The following is an 18,435-nucleotide window of genomic DNA, read 5'->3' on the forward strand; positions in this document are numbered from 1 at the left end:
GCTGCACCATATGTCTCAGCGCGGCCTCCAGGTGAGCTTGCCCCCGCCCACCCACCGGATGACGGCCGGGTCGTCGAGGTCGTGGACCGGAATGCCGGCTGCCGCGGCGGCGATCAGCACATCCGTCATCGCCGTCGCGCTTCCGATCACCTCTCCGTCGATCTCCACGATCCGGAAGGGCGGATCCCCGGGCTGGACGGGCAGGACGGTGATCCGGGGTGCCGAGGCGAGGGGGCTTTCAGTCATAGGCGCATCGGTTCCACGCGGGCGCCCCCTGTATGCGTCTGGGTCTCAGCTGTGAGTCGTATGCCCGATTTGAGGTAGTTTTTTGGAATTAATCCTGTAATACATAAAAGGCCATTTCGTGTGACCTGAGGCCTTCGCTCGGGAGCAAATCGCCCGAATCGGACTCCGTGACCAGGGTCACTCCCGGGGGCCCGGACGCAAGGGCGCGGCAGTCGGTTCCCTTCTGTGCCAAGAGAGATGGCCGGCGCGATGTGGGGTGGATTACATGAATTCCCGAGAATTGATCTTGCGAATGAATTGTGATCATCGCGCCAGGCTTGTTCCTTTCCCTATTTCTCGCCTACGGTCTCCATCACTCCGGGCGGAACGCCGAATCCTGCCGCCGTCCGGTTACCCGACTACTTCTCGTACGGCAGGAGCGGGGGACCCAAGTAAGCGCCGATCCGGTTTCCGGAGCGGCTCGGGGTGAAGTCGCATTCGTGTGCGGCCGGGCATCTCCAGCCCGAACCCGACAGCTCACTTCGCAGGCGACGGAGAGGAATTCAGCATGCCCGAAAACGGTAAGCACCGTCGTTCCAGGACCAGTTCGCTCACCCGCGGCATCATCGCCGTGAGCACGGGCGGAGCCGCCCTGGCCCTCCCGGTGATCGGTGCGACCGGCGCCTTCGCGGCCCCGGCCCAGCCGGTCGCCGTGGAAAAGGCTGCGACGTCGACTGCCGCGTCCGGCAAGGGAATTGCCGCGCAGAAGTCCGAGTCCGTCACCTATTCCGTGATCTTGGGTGACACCCTTGCAAAGATCGCCCGCGAGCATTCCGTGGACGGTGGCTGGAAGGCCCTGTACGAGGACAACGAGAAGGTTGTCGGCGGAAACCCGGACCTGATTCACCCCGGTCTGAAGCTGACCATCGGCGGCAAGGCCGAGAACAAGTCGGCGGACAAGGGAGAGAAGGCAGAATCCAAGGCCTCGGCCTCGTCCGACCGCGCTGCGGAGAGCGCCGACCGTGCCGACCGTTCGGAGCGCACGAGCACGCCCGTCGCCGCGGAAGGCGCACCCGCCGCCGAGGCCGCTCCGGCCGCCGAGCCGGTCTCGTACACGGACGACCTCGACGGCTGGATCAAGGAGTCGCTCGCCGTCATGGCCGAGCACGGCATCCCCGGCAGCTACGAGGGCATCCACCGCAACATCATCCGCGAGTCCGCGGGCAACCCCCAGGCCATCAACAACTGGGACATCAACGCCATCAACGGGGTCCCGTCCAAGGGCCTGCTCCAGGTCATCGACCCGACCTTCCAGGCCTACCACGTGCCCGGTACGTCGATGGACAGCTACGACCCGGTCGCCAACATCACGGCCGCGTGCAACTACGCCGCGGACCGGTACGGCTCCATCGACAACGTCTTCGGGGCCTACTGAGCCTTGCCGAGGCGGGACCTCTGACACGCGGACGTGTATGACAGAGGGACAGAAGTGACGGGTGGTGTGGGTTCGGCGGAACCCGCACCACCCGTCGTCCGTTTCCGGCGCCGATCCGTTCCGAAGGTCCCGTGCCGTCCGCGTCACGGCGGCCGAGGTGGCGCCGACAGGCCCGGCGGGGCGCGGGTGACTGGTCTCGTACAGGTTCGTCGTCCATACTGCCCGCCGTGGAGCAGCGCATAGATTCGAAGACGAAGCCCGAGTTCGCCGCGGGGACAGACCCGGCGTACATCCCTGGCCTGACGGCCCCTGCCCCCGCGCGGACGGAGGCGGAGAAGGAGGATGCGGCGCCCCGGAAGGCGGAGAAGGCCGACGAGCCCCGGGATGCCGGGGCCGCGGACGCGCTCGGCGAGGAGGCCGTGGACGAACCCTCGGCCGCCCCCGACGACACCACCGTGGACGCCGCGGCCTCCGACGGCACGGCCGGGGCCGACGACGACGCCCCGGAGGCCGGGGCCGAGGGCGCCGCGGACGGCCCCGTCTTCGAGGTCAGCGACCGGCGCGGATCCATCAGAGTGGACGCGGACGGTGTCCGCTTCCGGCTCGACGACCAGGAGGCGGAGTTCGACTGGTCCGAGATCGGCGCTGTCGAGGTCAAGACCGGCCGCTTCGGGCGCCGGTTCACCGTGACGGTCCACCTGTCGAGCCGCCGGTGGTTCAACGCCGAGGTCGAGGCCGGGTCCCGGAGCGACCTCAAGGGGTGGACGGCGGAGCTCGACGAGGCGCTGGACGCCTACTTCGAAGAGGCCTGACCTCTCCGGGCACCCCTGTCACCGGGCCGGACCCCCGGCCCGGATGACAGGTCCGCTCGCCCGGATCATGCCGGGGCAGGCGTGCCGGCGCCGCACTCGCGGCGTTGCCGTCGGCCGGCACGGCCCCTTCCCGTGCCCAGGGGGCCGTTCAGGCTCCCGGAGCCGTGCCGAGCACCACCGACCGGGTCAGATGGCGCGGCAGGTCGGGGTCGAGTCCACGGGCCGCCGCGCGGGCGATCGCCAGCCGCTGGACCCGGACCAGGTCGGCCAGCGGGTCCAGTCCGCTCTCCACCCAGCGGGCCCCGGTCGCCACCACCTGTTCCCGCAGCCCGTCCGGGGCGGTGCCGAACATCCAGGTCGCGGTCCCGGCGGTGGCGATGCTGATGGGGCCGTGGCGGTACTCCATCGCCGGATACGACTCCGTCCAGGACAGGGACGCCTCCTTCATCTTGAGCGCCGCCTCGTTGGCGATCCCCACCGTCCACCCCTGCCCCAGGAAGCTGAACTGACCGCATTCCAGAAGACCTTCGGGCAGCGGCTCCGCCAGCGCGGTCTCCGCGTCCCGTACGACGTCCTCGGTGTGCAGCCCGAGATGGGCGCGGAGCAGCGTCAGCGCGGTGGTCGCGAACCTCGTCTGCACCACGGACCGTTCGTCGGCGAAGTCGAGGACGACCACATCGTCGGCGGCGTCCATCACCGGGGTCCGCGGGTCGGCGGTGACGGCGACGGTCCTGGTGGTGCCCCGCAGCCGGGTCAGCAGGCCGAGTACCTCCGTGGTCGTCCCCGACCGGGTCAGCGCGACGACCCGGTCGTACGAGCGCCCGAAGGGGAACTCCGAGGCGGCGTACGCGTCCGACTCGCCCTGCCCGGAATTCTCGCGGAGTGAGGCGTACGCCTGCGCCATGTAGTACGACGTTCCGCAGCCGACGACGGCGATGCGCTCACCGGTGGCGGGCAGGGCCGCCCTGTGGCCGGCGGCGGCCTCCGCGGCGCGGCGCCAGCACTCGGGCTGGCCGGCTGTCTCGGTCTCGACATGCGACATGTCCGCACTCCGCTTCCACTGCTGCTCGCATCTGGTGGGACGGGGTTGTGTGAAATCGACGCCCGCTTGTTCGATCCTGCATGTTACATGGGGCATTCGAGCAAGAACAAGCAAACTGCCCGTGCTGCCACCCTCCGGGCGGGGTCGGTTTTCGGCCATGCTCGGTGGGTAGCCGACTCGATCCGGTTCTGTCGCGGCTCCGTGGGTATCCGTCGCATGGCGCGAACTCCACTGCCGACATCCCGTACATCAGGTGGAAATGCCCCTGGAGTACCGCTCCCGGGCAACCCCGGACGGTCACCGTGCGGCGGCGGGCGGCTTCCCGAAGGGACGATTTCACGTCATCGGACCGACGCACTGGCTGAGTTCGAACACGCGGCCGGAATGTGGTCGGCATAATCAGCCCATGTCGATCACGGGGGACGTCGTGGACCTCGGCAGAGGTGTGCCAGGAGACCGGCGCGGCGTGTACCGGGAGTCCGGCGTGACGGCCCGTCGGTACGGCGGCCGGACGCCCCGCACAGGCGCGGGCTGTCGACCGTCCCCGACAACAGAGACGCGGTGACGCCGTGGTGGCATGGATCGTGGCCCTCATCGCCGTCGTGGTGGCGGTCTGGTCGGCAGTACGCATGCACCGGGCCAGGCTGGACGCGTACGCCGCCTCGGCCCGCGCGGAGCTCACCGAGCGGCAGGGCAGAGCGGCCGATGCCCGGACCCTCGCCCTCACCGAGGAGATCCGCCAGCTGGCCCGGAACCGGATACCCGCCGCTGCCACCGCACTCTCCCACCGCTCCGCACCTGTTCCCGGGCTGCGGGAGGCCGCCGGTATCGAGGGTGACGCCGCGCGCCTGCTGACCGAGGCCGTAGAGGCCGCGCGCACAGCGGTCCTGGAGGAACGCCGACGCGTCGACGCGGCGGCACGGTCCGCCATGCGCGGCACCTCCGCCAAGATCCAGTCACTGCTCAACCAGTCGCAGCACCTGCTGCACGAGCTCCAGCACGAGTACGACGACCCGCGGATCCTCCAGCTCGACTTCCGTAACGAACTGGCGCTGCGCCGCACCCAGGCCACGGCCGTGCTCTGCGACGCCTGGCCCGGACTCGCCCGGCAGAACTCCTCACTCGTCGAGGTCGTGCTGGGCGCCCAGTCCCGGGTACCGGGGTACGAGCGGATCAAGGTCGCCAACCATCTGCGTCAGGAGCGGCTCGCGCTGGCCGCCCGGGCCGCCGAACCCCTCGCGATCGCGCTCGCCGAGCTGTTGGCCAACGCCACGGCGTACTCGCACCCGGACACCGAGGTGCCGGTGACGGTCCAGCAGACCGCGGGGCGCGGCGCCATGATCCTGGTCGACGACGCGGGGATCGGCATGGACGACGACGCGCTCAAGCGGGCTCGCGCCCTGCTGTCGGGCCCCTCCGAGGTGCTGCTCACCGAGCTGGGGGACCCGCCGCAGACCGGCTTCGCGGTGGTGGGGCGGCTCATTGCGCGCTACGGCTTCAGCTGCCACATCGAGTCGTCGCCGTACGGCGGGATGCGCGCGATGCTGCGCATTCCGGCCCATCTGCTGACCGTGATCGACGACGCCCGCACCCTGTCCGTGCTCGCGCCCAAGCCGGTGCAGGCGCGCGCCGAGGATGCCGCACTGAGCCCCGTGACCACCAGGCCCGCGGCGGCCGTCGCTCCCACCGAGTCCGAGCCGGCCGTCCCCGCGGAACCCGCAGGGCCCGCGGAACCCGCAGGGCCCGAGCCCGCCGCCCGGGAAGCCGCGCGTCCGGCAGAGCTGCCCACCCGGCGGCGGAGATCCCGCCGGACGGCTGCCCCGGAGGCGCCGCCGGTCGGGCAGCAGCCGGACGAGGAGCCCGTGCTCCGCACACCCGAGCAGGCCGGAGCGGCCTGGGCCGCCCTCCAAAAGGGCACCCTCAGCGGCAGGAACGCCTCCACGCCCCCGGCGCGGACACCCTCAGCATCCCCATCGGACGACCAAGGAGACGACGAGACGTGAGCACCACCCCCACCGCCGGTGATCTCGCCTGGGTGCTGACCCCGCTGCTGGAGCTGCCCGGTGTGCAGCACGCCGTGGTCGCCACCGGCGACGGACTCGTCGAGGGCGCGTCGCCCGGCCTGGACCGTGCGTCCGCCGAGCGCGTCGCCGCGATGACGGCCACCCTCCACGCGGCAGCCCGTGCCTTCACCACCGCGTTCACCGAGGCCGAGTCGCCGCGACTGGCACAGACGGTCGTCGAGTCCGACCTGGGCTTCGCCGTCGTCGTACCGGCCGGCAAGAACACCACCCTGGCCCTCTTCGCGGCCCCCGACGCACATCTGGGGAACATCGCCTACCAGATGCAGGTGCAGGTCACCGCGCTGACCAGGGCCATGCACGCCCCCACCCGCCAACCGGACGCTCCCACCCGGCCATGACCCCCGGCCCGGGCCGCCGCCTGATTCCCCCCTACCTGGTCACCGGTGGCCGCTCCACGCCCGCCGGCCCCGCGCTCGACCGGCTCGCCGTGCTCGTCCGTACGGACTCGGCCCTGCCGGTGCACACCGGTTCCGAGCAGCGCAGGCTGTGCGAGCTCCTCGAACCGGGAGCCCTCACCGTCGTCGAGTGCGCTGCCCATCTGGACCTGCCGGTCAGTGCCACCGTCTTCCTGGCCACGGACCTCGTGGCCGCGGGACATCTGCACGCTCGACCACCGATCCCCAGTGCCGGTGAGATCGACCGGTCGCTCGTCGAGAGGCTGCTCGTTGGACTCCGTTCCCTCCACTGACCGGGGCGGCATCGGCTATCTGCCGAGCGCCGCCGAGACCCTGATGAAGCTCGTCGTCACGGGTCCCTTCGGCGTGGGCAAGACGACCCTGATCCGCACCCTGTCGGAGATCCCGACCCTCCACACGGAAGAGGCGATGACGCAGTCCAGTACGGGACTCGACGACACCGCCGGGCTGCCGGAGAAGACCACGACCACGGTCGCCGTCGACTTCGGCCGGCTGACCGTCCAGGACGATCTGGTGCTGTACATGTTCGGCACGCCGGGCCAGGAGCGTTTCCTCCCCCTCTGGGAGGACATCGCGCGGGGTGCGCTCGGCGCCCTCGTCATGGTCGACACCCGACGGCTCGAGGACTCCTTCGCCGTCATGGACATGGTGGAGGAGCAGGGGCTCCCGTACGCCGTCGCCGTGAACCGCTTCCCCGATGCCCCCGCCCACCCGGACGAGGTCCTGCGCAAGCACCTCGACCTCGATCCCCGCACCCCGCTGGTGCAGTGCGACGCGCGCGAACGCGGGGGCGGCATCGGCGCCCTGATCGCCCTCGCCGAGCACGCGCTGACCTGCCTGCCCGCGCCCCTGGAATCGTCATGACGCCTCCCGTGACCGGCACTTCACCGGGCACCGCCCCCTCTCTCCACGAGCCCCTCGCGCTGTACGGAGCCGGCTTCGCCGCCGATCCGCACGGCCACTACCGCATGCTGCGCGACCAGGGGCCGCTGGCCAGGGTGCGGGTCGCCCCGGACGTCGACGCGCTGCTGGTCACCGACTACCACGCGGCCGTCGACCTGCTGCGGGACACCGAGACCTTCACCAAGGACCCACGTGCCTGGCAGGCGGGCGTGCCCGCCGACTCGCCGGTCCTGCCGGTGCTCGGCTACCGGCCCACCGCGCTCTTCACCGACGGCGCCGTCCACGCCCGTTACCGCGACGCCATCAACGACACCCTCGCCCTGATCGAACCCCACCTGCTGCGCGCGGAGGTCGCCCGGGTCGCACAGCGGCTCATCGCCGGGTTCTCGGCCACCGGCACCGGTGACCTCATCGCCCAGTACGCCCGCAGGCTGCCCCTGCACGTCTTCACCGCCTCCTTCGGCGTCGCTCCGGAGGACACCGAGCGGGTGGTCCGCGGTACGGCGGGAATGATGGACTCCGCGGGGGACGCGACAGCGGCGTACGACGACCTCGTCGGCGTCGTCACCGCGCTCGTCTCCGCACGGCGGCGCTGCCCGGGCCGCGATCTCACCTCGTACCTGCTGGCGCACCCGGCCGGTCTCGACGACGACGAGGCCGTGCGTCAGATCACGCTCATCATGAGCACGGGCCACGACCCCACGACCAACCTGATCGGCAACGCGCTGCTGCGCATGCTCAGCGACACCGGTTACGGCGGCTCGCTGCACGGCGGCGCGATGACCGCGCACGAGGCGGTCGACGACGTGCTCTGGCGCGACCCGCCGCTGGCCAGCATGGGGGCGCACTTCCCGCGCCACGACACCGAGTTCCACGGCGTCCCACTGCGCGCCGGGCAGTTGGTGCTGGTCTCCTTCGCCGCCGCCAACACCCAGTCACCGCCGTCCGGTTCGGACCCCGCGGTGCGCTCCGGCGACGGCGCGCACCTGGCGTGGTCGGCGGGCCCGCACCGCTGCCCCGCCAAGCAACCCGCCCTGCTGATGGCGATGACCGCGATCGAACAGCTCACCAGTCAGCTCTGTGACCTGGAACTCGCCGTCGAACCCGGCGCACTGGTCTGGCGTCCGGGCCCCTTCCACCGCGCCTTGGCCCACCTTCCGGTCCGTTTCACACCGCTCGACACGCTCCCCGGACCGGACGGCGGGGACCCTCCGGACGCCGCCGATCCCGTTCCGACCCGTGTCGGTGGTACGCCGAACGGGTGAGGGACGAGAGAATTGCCCGATGAACAGCGAGCGCAGCCGGCGCACAGCCAACCGGCATACGGACGGGGTGGTTCTGTGAGCAGGTACGACAGGTACGACAGGTACGACGCCACCGACGAACAGTGGGAGGGGCTCGCCCAGGTCGTACCCCTGAGGGGCCGCAACGAATGGCCCTCCCGGGTCGACCACAGGACGGTCCCGGAGCAGCGGGAGTCGGCCGAGCAGCGGCGGATGGTCGTCCTGCGGGTCCAGGTGTTCGCGGACGCGCGCGAGGTGGCCGAATACCTGGTCGCCCAGATCCCGGTCCTGCTGGACCTGACCGGCGCCGAGAACGATGTGGCCAAGCGGATCCTGGACTTCAGCAGCGGTGTGGTCTTCGGGCTCGGCAGCGGGATGCACCGGGTGGACCGCAACGTCTTCCTGCTCGCGCCGGTCGGCATGGAGGTCGAGGGGGTAACCGCGGCGGGCGTACCTCAATCGTAGGCAGCTCGTGCGGGCGGAACGGTTCGCCGCTCACGGGCGTGCGTACGGTCCGCTCATGACTGTTGTGATCTCCACGGGGAGGGCGGCCTCCGCGCCGTCCGGCGCGGGCCGGCCCGCCCGTCCCTTCGTCAGCGAACTCCGCCTGCACGCCTTCGCCTCGCACCGCCGCACCGTCATCCCGCTCGGACCGCTCACGCTGCTCACCGGAGGCAGCGGAAGCGGGAAGTCGACCGCCCTGCGCGGTTACGAGGCGCTCGCGCGCCTGGCCGCCGGTGATCCGCTGGAGGACGTCTTCCCCGACCCGGCGGCCTGGGTGCCCGAGGGGGCCGGGGCCGACGGGCAGGGCCGGCGTGGATTCCGGCTGGGCTGCACGGTGGAGGGCCCGGCCGGCCCGGTGGCACTGGATATCGCCGTGCAGGCCGAGCCCACGCTGCGCGTCGTCGGCGAGCGGATGGCCGACAGCGGCGAGACGCTGCTGAGCACGGCGCTGCGGGATCCCCGGCGTTCCGCCGTCCAGGCGGCCTGGTACACGGCGGGGGCGGTGCCGGTGACGCGTGCGCCCTTCCCCGACGACCGGCTCGGCACGGCGCTGCTGCCGTTGCGCGTCGCGGGGACCACGGACGGGCAGCTCAGGGTGCTGGCCGCCGCGGAGCAAGTGGTGGTGGCCCTGCGTTCCGCGTTCGTCTGCGATCCTCAGCCGAGCCGGATGCGTGCGCCCGTGCCGGTCGTGGAAGGGCGGCTGACCTCGTCCTGCGACAACCTCGCCGAGGTACTGTTCCGCACCCACAGCCGGTGTGCGCAGCCGCACGCCCGGTTGGTCGCCGGCGCGGCCGCCGGGTTCGCGGGACCGGTGACGGGACTGACCACCGAGCGACTGGAGGGCGGCACCGTGCGGGCCCTGACGGTGCGGGGTCCCGGCCGTAGTACGCCCATCGGGCGCCTGGGCGACGGCGAACTCCGGTATCTCGCGCTCACACTCACTCTGCTGACCGGCCCTCAGTTCCTGGCGGTGGACCCGGCGGCGGAGGTGCCCCCGGCCATGCAGGCCCTCACCGTGCTGGCCGACGGACTCGACCGGAGCCTGGACGCGCGGCAGACCGGGGAGCTGCTGGCGCTGGCGGCCTCGACCTGTGCGAGCGGCCACATGCGTCTGCTGGGGGCCGTGGGTGAGGCAGCAGCGGCAGCGGCCCGGCAGACGGCCGGTGCGACAGTGGTAGACCTGACACGGTGAGCGAACTCGATGTAGCACAACTGCAGCGGCGGCTGGCCGACTTCGCGGCGGCCCGGGCCTGGGAGCCGTACCACACGCCCAAGAACCTCGGTGCCGCGCTGAGCGTGGAGGCCTCGGAACTCCTGGAGATCTTCCAGTGGCTGACACCGGAGCAGTCGGCGAGGGTGATGGAGGACCCCGACACGGCGTTCCGGGTCAGGGACGAGGTCGCGGACGTCCTGGCCTATCTGCTGCAGTTCTGCGAGGTCCTGGGAATCGACGCGCTGGCGGCGCTGGCCGCCAAGATCGACCGGAACGAGGAACGCTTTCCGGTGGCGACGGCGGCGGACGCCGAGCCGGTGCGGCCGGAAGGCGTCGACGGGGGAGGGACGGCGTCGAAATGACCGTTCGTCACTCTTCGGAGTGATCGATTTATTCACAATCGGCTTCCTGTCCACAGATTTCCGATTTCCTCTGGCTTTCGTGTGCCACGGCCCTCACTGTGGGTAATGAAGAAGTGAGCGGATTCTTCAACCGGTGGTGTCGGCGACGGGGGAGTGTCATGGAAGCGGAGCGACTGATCGAGGCGGGCCGGAGTGCGCTGGCGGGGAGCCGGGGGATGCCGGCCGTCATGGCGGAGGCATGGCAGGCCCAGGCACTGGCCCGGGCGGTCGGCGGTCATCTGGCGAGGTTCGGACCGGCGGAGTTACGGACGGAGGCGCGCGAGCTCAGCGAGACCTGCGCCCTGGGGAGCGCCGTGCTCGACCACCCGATGGTTCCGGCCGGAGGTGTGCGGGCGTCCCAGCTCACCGAAGTGGATCACGTGCCCCGGGCGTTGGCCGCGCTCGCGCAGCTCCTCGGGGAGGCGGGTATCGCACTGGTGGGTGTTGCCTGCGGCACGGAGGAGGAAGGGCTCTACTGGCAGTGCATCGAGGCGATAGACGCCGTCGACGAGTCCGTGGACCGGGTCCACGGGATGCTGAGACGGCTTGCCGAGCAGGAGCGCGAGCACGAACAGGAGTTGGACCGGGAGCGGGACGGCCCCTTCGGAGTGGTTCACGGACCGGCGGGGTTCGTCGCCGGCCAGCCGTGAGCCGTGAGCCGTGAGCCGTGAGCCGGGACACGGACAGGGCAGGGGTCGGGGGCCCGCCGGCCGCCCGGTGCGTAGGAAGAGGCCAAGAGAGGGGGCACAGCGGGTTCGAAGGTGCAGGATGGAGGCATGGATCTTCGAATCTTCACCGAGCCCCAGCAAGGGGCGAGCTACGACACCCTGCTCACCGTCGCCAAGGCCACCGAGGACCTCGGCTTCGACGCCTTCTACCGATCCGACCACTATCTGCACATGGGCTCCGGGGACGGTCTGCCCGGTCCGACCGACGCGTGGATCACCTTGGCCGGACTGGCCCGCGAGACAAAGAGGATCCGCCTCGGCACGCTGATGACGGCGGGCACCTTCCGGCTGCCCGGCGTGCTGGCCATCCAGGTCGCCCAGGTCGACCAGATGTCCGGCGGCCGGGTCGAGCTGGGCCTGGGTGCGGGCTGGTTCGAGGAGGAGCACAAGGCGTACGGAATCCCGTTCCCGAAGGAGAAGTTCGGCCGGCTCGAGGAGCAGCTGGCGATCATCACGGGTCTGTGGGAGACCGAGACCGGCAAGACGTTCAGCTACGACGGGACGTACTACCAGCTCACCGACTCGCCCGCTCTGCCGAAGCCCGCGCAGACGAAGGTGCCGGTCCTGATCGGAGGCCACGGCGCGGTCCGGACCCCGCGGCTGGCCGCGCGGTACGCGGACGAGTTCAACATCCCCTTCGCGTCGATCGAGGACAGCGCGAAGCAGTTCGGCCGGGTCAGGGACGCGGCCACGGCGGCCGGGCGGACCCCAGACGACCTGGTGTACTCCAACGCCCTGGTGGTGTGCGTCGGGAAGAACGACGCGGAGGTGGCGCGGCGCGCGTCCGTCATCGGACGGGAGGTAGAGGAGATCAAGGCGAACGGGCTGGCGGGTTCACCCGCCGAGGTGGTCGACAAGATCGGGCGGTACGCCGCCATCGGCTCGTCGCGGATCTACCTCCAGTTCCTGGACCTGCACGACCTGGACCACCTGGAACTGATCTCGTCGCAGGTCCAGTCGCAGCTGGGCTGACGGGAGGGGCCCGGCCGTGGCGGGCCGGGGCCCGTGCGGCGGCAGGACCGTCAGGAGCCACCCGACAGAGAGGAGCGGCTGTGCATCCCGCCCGGACACCGGGGAAACCGCCCGGCCGTACGCTCGGTGACGCGCTCGCCGAGGGAACGGTCCTGCTGGACGGGGGCCTCTCCAACCAGTTGGAGGCACAGGGCTGCGATCTGTCCGACGCGCTGTGGTCGGCCCGGCTGCTGAGCGATGCGCCCCAGCAGATCGAGGCCGCCCATGCCGCCTATGCCCGGGCGGGTGCGCAGGTGCTGATCACGGCCAGCTACCAGGCGACCTTCGAGGGATTCGCGCGGCGCGGGATCGGGCGGGCCCGCGCGGCGGAGCTGATGGCCGGCAGTGTGGAGTCGGCGCGCCGGGCGGGTGCGGCGACGGGGCGCGAACTCTGGGTCGCCGCCTCGGTCGGACCGTACGGGGCGATGCTCGCGGACGGCAGCGAGTACCGGGGCCGGTACGGGCTCACCGTCCGGGAACTGGAGCGCTTCCACCGGCCCCGGGCCCGGACGCTGGCCGAGGCGGGGCCCGATGTGATGGCGCTGGAGACGGTGCCCGACATCGACGAGGCCGAGGCCCTGCTGCGGGCGGTCGAGGGGCTCGGGGTGCCGGTCTGGCTCTCGTACAGCGTGGCGGGGGACCGGACCAGGGCCGGGCAGCCGCTGGCGGAGGCGTTCGCGCTCGCCGCCGGCAACGACCAGGTGGTGGCCGTCGGGATCAACTGCTGCGATCCCGCCGACGCGGACCGTGCGGTGGAGGTCGCGGCGTCGGCCACCGGCAAACCGGTGGTGGTGTACCCGAACAGTGGGGAGGAGTGGGACGCCGACGGCCGGGGCTGGACCGGGAGAGAGACGTTCGAAGCGGGCAGGGTGCGGGACTGGCAGCGGGCGGGCGCGCGGCTGGTCGGCGGCTGCTGCCGGGTGGGCCCCTCCCGGATCGCGGAGCTGGGTGAGCGACTGGAACCTTCAGGAGTGTGAAAATCCCTGGTGGGAGGCCGGTCGCCGGACCATACTCGGACGCGTGTTCCTGACTATCAGTACGACCGGCACCCCTGAGCGTCCCGCCACCGATCTCGGATACCTGCTGCACAAGCATCCCGACAAGGCGCAGACGTTCTCCACCTCGCACGGGACCGCGCACGTCTTCTACCCCGAGGCGTCCGGTGAGCGCTGCACCGCCGCGCTGCTGCTCGAAGTGGATCCGGTGGCGCTGGTGAGGCGCGGCAAGGGCAAGGGCCGGGGCGGAGCCCCCGACGCGGCACTCGCGCAGTACGTCAACGACCGGCCGTACGCGGCGTCTTCGCTCCTCTCGGTCGCGATGACGACGGTGTTCAAGTCCGCGCTGAGCGGGGCGTGCCGGGCGATGCCCGAACGGGCCGAGCAGCCGCTCCCGTTGCGGATCGAGGTGCCCGCGCTGCCCGCACGCGGGGGCGCCGAGCTGGTGCACAAGCTCTTCGCGCCGCTCGGCTGGACACGGGTGGAGGCCACGGCCGTACCGCTGGACGAGCAGTTCCCGGAGTGGGGCGACTCGCGCTACGTACGGCTGGTGCTGGAGGGGGAGTTGCGGCTCGCGGACGCGTTGCGCCAGCTGTATGTGCTGCTTCCGGTGCTCGACGACGCCAAGCACTACTGGGTGGCGCCCGACGAGGTGGACAAGCTGCTCCGCGCCGGGGAGGGCTGGCTGGCCGGCCACCCCGAGCAGAAGCTGATCACCAGCCGCTACCTCTCCCGTCGCTGGGGGCTCACCCGGCAGGCGATGGAGCGGCTGGAGCTGGTTCGGCTGGCGGAGTCGGACGACCTCGAGGTGGAGAGCGTCGACAACGCGGTGGACGAGACGACCGACACGGAGGAGAAGCCGGTGCCGCTCGCGGAGCAGCGACGCGCGGCGGTCCTGGAGGCGCTCCGCGCGGCAGGGGCGACCCGCGTGCTCGACCTCGGCTGCGGCCAGGGCCAGTTGGTGCAGGCGCTGCTCAAGGACGCGCGCTTCACGGAGATCGTGGGGGTCGACGTGTCGATGCGCGCCCTGACCGTCGCCGCACGCCGGCTGAAGCTGGACCGGATGGGCGAGCGGCAGGCCGGGCGGGTCACCCTCCGCCAGGGCGCGCTCACCTACACCGACAAGCAGCTGAAGGGGTACGACGCCGCCGTGCTGAGCGAGGTGATCGAGCACCTCGACCTGCCGAGGCTCCCCGCCCTGGAGTACGCGGTGTTCGGCTCCGCACGGCCACGGACCGTGCTGGTGACGACGCCCAACGTCGAGTACAACGTCCGCTGGGAGACGCTCCCCGCCGGGCACGTACGCCACGGCGACCACCGCTTCGAGTGGACCAGGGCGGAGTTCCGGGACTGGGCGGAGCAGGTGGCCGGGCGGCACGGCTACACGGTGACGTTCGTGCCCGTGGGCCCGGATGACCCCGAGGTGGGGCCTCCCACACAGATGGCCGTGTTCACGATGACCTCGGCCCAGGAGACGACGAAGGAGGCGAAGGCCGCATGACCAGTACCTCTCGCACGCTGCCGGTGACCGACCTGTCCCTCGTCGTCCTCATGGGCGCCAGCGGGTCGGGCAAGTCCACCTTCGCCCGGAAGCACTTCAAGCCGACCGAGATCGTCTCGTCCGACTTCTGCCGGGGCCTCGTCGCCGACGACGAGAACGACCAGAGCGCCAGCCGCGACGCCTTCGACGTGCTCCACTACATCGCGGGCAAGCGCCTCGCCGCCGGCCGGCTCACCGTCGTGGACGCGACCAACGTCCAGCCCGAGAGCCGTAAACAGCTCGTCCAGCTGGCCCGGCAGTACGACGTGCTGCCCATCGCCGTCGTGCTCGACCTGCCGGAGGAGCTCTGCCAGGCCCGCAACGCCTCCCGGCCCGACCGCGCCTCCATGCCCCGCCATGTCGTGCAGCGCCACCGCCGTGAGCTGCGCCGGTCGCTGCGCGGACTGGAGCGCGAGGGCTTCCGCAAGGTGCACATCCTGCGCACCGAGGAGGAGGCCGACACCGCCGAAGTCGTGCTGGAGCGCCGCTACAACGACCTCCGGCACCTCACCGGCCCCTTCGACATCATCGGCGACATCCACGGCTGCAGCTCCGAGCTGGACACCCTCCTCGGCAAGCTGGGATACAAGGACGGCACGCACCCCGAGGGGCGTACCGCCGTGTTCGTGGGCGACCTCGTCGACCGGGGCCCCGACAGTCCGGGAGTGCTGCGCCGCGTCATGTCCATGGTGGCGTCGGGCGACGCGCTGTGCGTGCCCGGCAACCACGAGAACAAGCTCGGGCGTTATCTCAAGGGGCGCAAGGTCCAGCACAGCCACGGTCTCGCCGAAACGGTCGAGCAGCTGGAGCGGGAGGACGCCGAGCACCCCGAGTTCCGCGGACAGGTCGCGGAGTTCATCGACGGACTCGTCAGCCACTACGTCCTGGACGGGGGCAAGCTGGTCGTCTGCCACGCGGGACTGCCCGAGAAGTACCACGGGCGCACCTCCGGGCGGGTCCGCTCGCACGCGCTGTACGGGGACACGACCGGCGAGACCGACGAGTTCGGCCTGCCCGTGCGCTACCCGTGGGCCGAGGAGTACCGGGGCAGTGCCGCGGTGGTCTACGGCCACACACCCGTGCCCACCGCCTCCTGGGTGAACAACACCCTCTGCCTGGACACCGGGGCGGTCTTCGGCGGGAAGATGACCGCACTGCGCTGGCCGGAGCGCGAGATCGTCGACGTACCGGCCGAACGCGTCTGGTACGAGCCGGTGAAGCCGCTGACCACCGAGGCCCCCGGAGGCCGGGACGGCCGGCCGCTCGACCTCGCCGATGTCCAGGGCCGCCGCATCGTGGAGACCCGGCACATGGGCCGCGTCGCGGTGCGTGAGGAGAACGCGGCGGCGGCACTCGAAGTCATGAGCCGCTTCGCCGTCGACCCCAGACTGCTGGCCTACCTCCCGCCGACCATGGCCCCGACAGCGACCTCGCGCGAGGAGGGCTTCCTGGAGCACCCGGCCGAGGCGTTCGCGCAGTACCGTGCGGACGGCGTCACCAAGGTCGTCTGCGAGGAGAAGCACATGGGCTCGCGCGCCGTGGCGCTGGTCTGCCGCGACGCCGAGACCGCGCGCGAGCGCTTCGGCACGGGGAACGCCTCGGACGCCGCCGGCGGCGGGGGAGGTCCCACCGGCGCCCTGTACACCCGCACCGGGCGGCCGTTCCTGGACGACACCGCACTCACCGAGGTCGTCCTCGGCCGGCTCCGCACCGCCGTCACCGCCGCCGGGCTCTGGGAGGAGTGGAACACCGACTGGGTGGTGCTCGACGCCGAGCTGATGCCCTGGTCCCTCAAGGCGGCGGGGCTGCTGCGCTCGCAGTACGCGGCGGTGGGCGCCGCCGCCGGCGCCGCCCTGCCCGTGGCCGGGGAGGCCCTGGCCGCGGCGGCCGCCCGCGGTGTCGACGTCGGCGCCCTGGCCGGCCGCCAGCGGGAGCGCGCCGAGGACGCCTCCGCGTTCACGGAGGCGTACCGCCGCTACTGCTGGAGCACCGAAGGGCTCGACGGCGTCCGGCTCGCACCGTTCCAGATCCTCGCGGTGCAGGGCCGCTCACTCGCCTCCGTCCCGCACGACGAGCAGCTGGCGTGGCTGGACCGCCTCGTCGAGCACGATCCGACCGGTCTGCTCCAGGTCACCCGGCGCCTCGTCGTCGACACCGGTGACGAGGCATCCGTGCGCTCCGGCATCGACTGGTGGCTGGAGATGACCGGCCGCGGTGGCGAGGGCATGGTCGTCAAGCCGCTCGGCGCCCTCGTCCGGGACGAGAAGGGCAGGCTCGTCCAGCCGGGCATCAAGGTGCGCGGCCGGGAGTACCTGCGGATCATCTACGGCCCCGAGTACACGCGGCCGGAGAATCTGGAGAGGCTGCGCTCCCGGTTCCTGGGCCACAAGCGGTCGCTGGCCCTGCGGGAGTACGCCCTCGGACTGGAGGCCCTCGACCGGCTGGCCGACGGCGAGCCGCTGTGGCGGATCCACGAGGCGGTCTTCGCGGTGCTGGCCCTGGAGTCGGAGCCGGTCGACCCCAGGCTGTAGGCGCCGCGGGACGGCCGACCGGAATCGGGTGGCGGTTCGCGGGGTGAACGGCGCTCCGCGCGGTGAGGATGAAGGCATGGGATTCCATGTCGATTCCGAGGCCGGGCGGCTGCGCCGCGTCATCCTGCACCGCCCCGATCTGGAGCTGAAGCGGCTCACCCCCAGCAACAAGGACGCGCTCCTCTTCGACGACGTGCTGTGGGTGCGCCGCGCCAGGGAGGAGCACGACGGTCTGGCCGATGTGCTGCGCGACCGGGGGGTGGAGGTGCATCTCTTCGGCGAGCTGCTCCGGGAGTCCCTCGACATCCCGGTGGCGAGGAGGCTCGTCCTGGACCGGGTCTTCGCCGAGAAGGAGTACGGCCCGCTCGCGACCGAGCACCTGCGCGCCGCTTTCGAGGAGCTGCCCTCGGGGGAGCTGGCGGAGGCGCTGGTCGGCGGGATGACGAAGCGGGAGTTCCTGGAACGGCACAACGAGCCGACCTCGGTCCGCTTCCACGTCATGGATCTGGACGACTTCCTGCTCAGTCCCCTGCCCAACCACATCTTCACCCGCGACACCTCCGCCTGGATCTACGACGGTGTGTCCATCAACGCGATGCGCTGGCCGGCGAGACAGCGCGAGACCGTGCACTTCGAGGCGATCTACCAGCACCACCCCCTCTTCACCGGCCCCGAGGCAGGCGTCTTCCACCACTGGTCACAGGGCCAGGAGGACTATCCGTCCACCATCGAGGGCGGGGACGTCCTGGTCATCGGCCGGGGTGCCGTCCTGATCGGGATGAGTGAACGCACCACTCCCCAGGCCGTGGAGATGCTGGCCAGGGGGCTCTTCGACGCCGGGTCGGCCCGGACGATCGTGGCGCTCGACATGCCCAAGCGGCGGGCGTTCATGCACCTCGACACCGTGATGACCATGGTCGACGGGGACACGTTCACCAAGTACGCCGGACTCGGCATGCTGCGCTCCTACACGATCGAGCCCGGTGCCGGACCACGTGAGCTGAAGGTCACCGACCACCCCCCGGAGCACATGCACCGTGCCATCGCCGCCGCGCTCGGGCTCGACGGCATCCGGGTGCTCACCGCCACCCAGGACGTGCACGCCGCCGAGCGGGAGCAGTGGGACGACGGCTGCAACGTGCTGGCCGTGGAGCCCGGGGTCGTCGTCGCGTACGAGCGCAACGCGACCACCAACACGTATCTGCGCAAGGAAGGCATCGAGGTCATCGAGATCCGGGGCAGCGAGCTGGGACGGGGCAGAGGCGGTCCCCGCTGTATGAGCTGCCCCGTCGTGCGCGATCCGGTGTGAGGC

General features: G+C 71.4%; 18 protein-coding genes and 1 riboswitch. Of the genes, 16 read left to right on the plus strand and 2 right to left on the minus strand.

Annotated features, from left to right (window positions below; translation table 11 throughout):
• Positions 1 to 15: 15 nt before the first annotated feature.
• Positions 16 to 246 (minus strand): hypothetical protein, encoded by a 231-nt coding sequence (locus AB0P41_RS27715; protein ID WP_356710463.1) that lies wholly within the window; start codon positions 244 to 246, stop codon positions 16 to 18.
• Positions 247 to 603: 357 nt separating this feature from the next.
• Positions 604 to 789: riboswitch (cyclic di-AMP (ydaO/yuaA leader) on the plus strand.
• A gap of 4 nt (positions 790 to 793) precedes the next feature.
• Between AB0P41_RS27715 and AB0P41_RS27720 the strand changes: the two genes are divergently transcribed.
• Both AB0P41_RS27720 and AB0P41_RS27725 read left to right on the plus strand, forming a co-directional pair.
• Entirely contained in the window at positions 794 to 1,660 is an 867-nt protein-coding gene (locus tag AB0P41_RS27720) for a transglycosylase SLT domain-containing protein (protein ID WP_356710465.1), read from the plus strand.
• 227 nt (positions 1,661 to 1,887) lie between these two features.
• On the plus strand, positions 1,888 to 2,472 hold the full coding sequence (locus AB0P41_RS27725; protein ID WP_365934738.1) for a hypothetical protein: 585 nt from the start codon (positions 1,888 to 1,890) through the stop codon (positions 2,470 to 2,472).
• A 148-nt stretch (positions 2,473 to 2,620) separates the two neighbouring features.
• Here AB0P41_RS27725 and AB0P41_RS27730 read toward each other — a convergent pair whose 3' ends face one another.
• Positions 2,621 to 3,514, minus strand: coding sequence for a sugar isomerase (locus tag AB0P41_RS27730; protein ID WP_356710469.1), 894 nt, complete (start codon positions 3,512 to 3,514; stop codon positions 2,621 to 2,623).
• Positions 3,515 to 4,083: 569 nt separating this feature from the next.
• Between AB0P41_RS27730 and AB0P41_RS27735 the strand changes: the two genes are divergently transcribed.
• From AB0P41_RS27735 to AB0P41_RS27800, 14 genes are all read left to right on the plus strand, one after another.
• Entirely contained in the window at positions 4,084 to 5,517 is a 1,434-nt protein-coding gene (locus tag AB0P41_RS27735) for an ATP-binding protein (RefSeq protein ID WP_365934740.1), read from the plus strand.
• Positions 5,514 to 5,936, plus strand: a complete 423-nt coding sequence (locus tag AB0P41_RS27740) for a roadblock/LC7 domain-containing protein (protein ID WP_356710473.1) — start codon at positions 5,514 to 5,516, stop codon at positions 5,934 to 5,936. The genes AB0P41_RS27735 and AB0P41_RS27740 overlap by 4 nt, the downstream gene beginning before the upstream one ends.
• Positions 5,933 to 6,286, plus strand: coding sequence for a DUF742 domain-containing protein (locus tag AB0P41_RS27745; RefSeq protein ID WP_365934742.1), 354 nt, complete (start codon positions 5,933 to 5,935; stop codon positions 6,284 to 6,286). Before AB0P41_RS27740 ends, AB0P41_RS27745 begins: the two co-directional genes overlap by 4 nt.
• Positions 6,264 to 6,878 (plus strand): ATP/GTP-binding protein, encoded by a 615-nt coding sequence (locus AB0P41_RS27750; protein WP_356710477.1) that lies wholly within the window; start codon positions 6,264 to 6,266, stop codon positions 6,876 to 6,878. Before AB0P41_RS27745 ends, AB0P41_RS27750 begins: the two co-directional genes overlap by 23 nt.
• The gene (locus AB0P41_RS27755) at positions 6,875 to 8,182 is read left to right on the plus strand and encodes a cytochrome P450 (protein ID WP_356710479.1); all 1,308 of its coding nucleotides are present in this window, start codon (positions 6,875 to 6,877) and stop codon (positions 8,180 to 8,182) included. Before AB0P41_RS27750 ends, AB0P41_RS27755 begins: the two co-directional genes overlap by 4 nt.
• A 75-nt stretch (positions 8,183 to 8,257) precedes the next feature.
• Positions 8,258 to 8,665: a cell division protein SepF gene (locus AB0P41_RS27760; protein ID WP_356710481.1), complete on the plus strand. Its 408-nt coding sequence runs from the start codon at positions 8,258 to 8,260 to the stop codon at positions 8,663 to 8,665.
• A gap of 55 nt (positions 8,666 to 8,720) precedes the next feature.
• Positions 8,721 to 9,896, plus strand: coding sequence for an ATP-binding protein (locus AB0P41_RS27765; protein ID WP_365934744.1), 1,176 nt, complete (start codon positions 8,721 to 8,723; stop codon positions 9,894 to 9,896).
• Positions 9,893 to 10,279 carry a nucleotide pyrophosphohydrolase gene (locus AB0P41_RS27770; protein ID WP_365934746.1) on the plus strand — a complete coding sequence of 129 codons (387 nt, stop codon included), beginning with the start codon at positions 9,893 to 9,895 and terminating at the stop codon, positions 10,277 to 10,279. Before AB0P41_RS27765 ends, AB0P41_RS27770 begins: the two co-directional genes overlap by 4 nt.
• A 158-nt stretch (positions 10,280 to 10,437) precedes the next feature.
• On the plus strand, positions 10,438 to 10,968 hold the full coding sequence (locus AB0P41_RS27775) for a DUF6099 family protein (protein WP_365934747.1): 531 nt from the start codon (positions 10,438 to 10,440) through the stop codon (positions 10,966 to 10,968).
• A gap of 126 nt (positions 10,969 to 11,094) precedes the next feature.
• Positions 11,095 to 12,018, plus strand: coding sequence for an LLM class F420-dependent oxidoreductase (locus AB0P41_RS27780; protein ID WP_365934748.1), 924 nt, complete (start codon positions 11,095 to 11,097; stop codon positions 12,016 to 12,018).
• 80 nt (positions 12,019 to 12,098) lie between these two features.
• Positions 12,099 to 13,034, plus strand: coding sequence for a homocysteine S-methyltransferase (gene mmuM, locus AB0P41_RS27785; RefSeq protein WP_356710490.1), 936 nt, complete (start codon positions 12,099 to 12,101; stop codon positions 13,032 to 13,034).
• Positions 13,035 to 13,077: 43 nt separating this feature from the next.
• A complete protein-coding gene (locus AB0P41_RS27790) occupies positions 13,078 to 14,553 on the plus strand; it encodes a 3' terminal RNA ribose 2'-O-methyltransferase Hen1 (RefSeq protein WP_365934751.1) in 1,476 nt (491 codons plus the stop codon).
• On the plus strand, positions 14,550 to 17,123 hold the full coding sequence (locus tag AB0P41_RS27795) for a polynucleotide kinase-phosphatase (protein WP_365934754.1): 2,574 nt from the start codon (positions 14,550 to 14,552) through the stop codon (positions 17,121 to 17,123). Before AB0P41_RS27790 ends, AB0P41_RS27795 begins: the two co-directional genes overlap by 4 nt.
• Positions 17,124 to 17,199: 76 nt before the next feature.
• Positions 17,200 to 18,432, plus strand: coding sequence for an arginine deiminase (locus AB0P41_RS27800; RefSeq protein WP_356710495.1), 1,233 nt, complete (start codon positions 17,200 to 17,202; stop codon positions 18,430 to 18,432).
• Positions 18,433 to 18,435 lie beyond the last annotated feature (3 nt).

This window comes from Streptomyces sp. NPDC079167 (assembly GCF_040686735.1).
Taxonomy (GTDB): Bacteria; Actinomycetota; Actinomycetes; order Streptomycetales; family Streptomycetaceae; genus Streptomyces.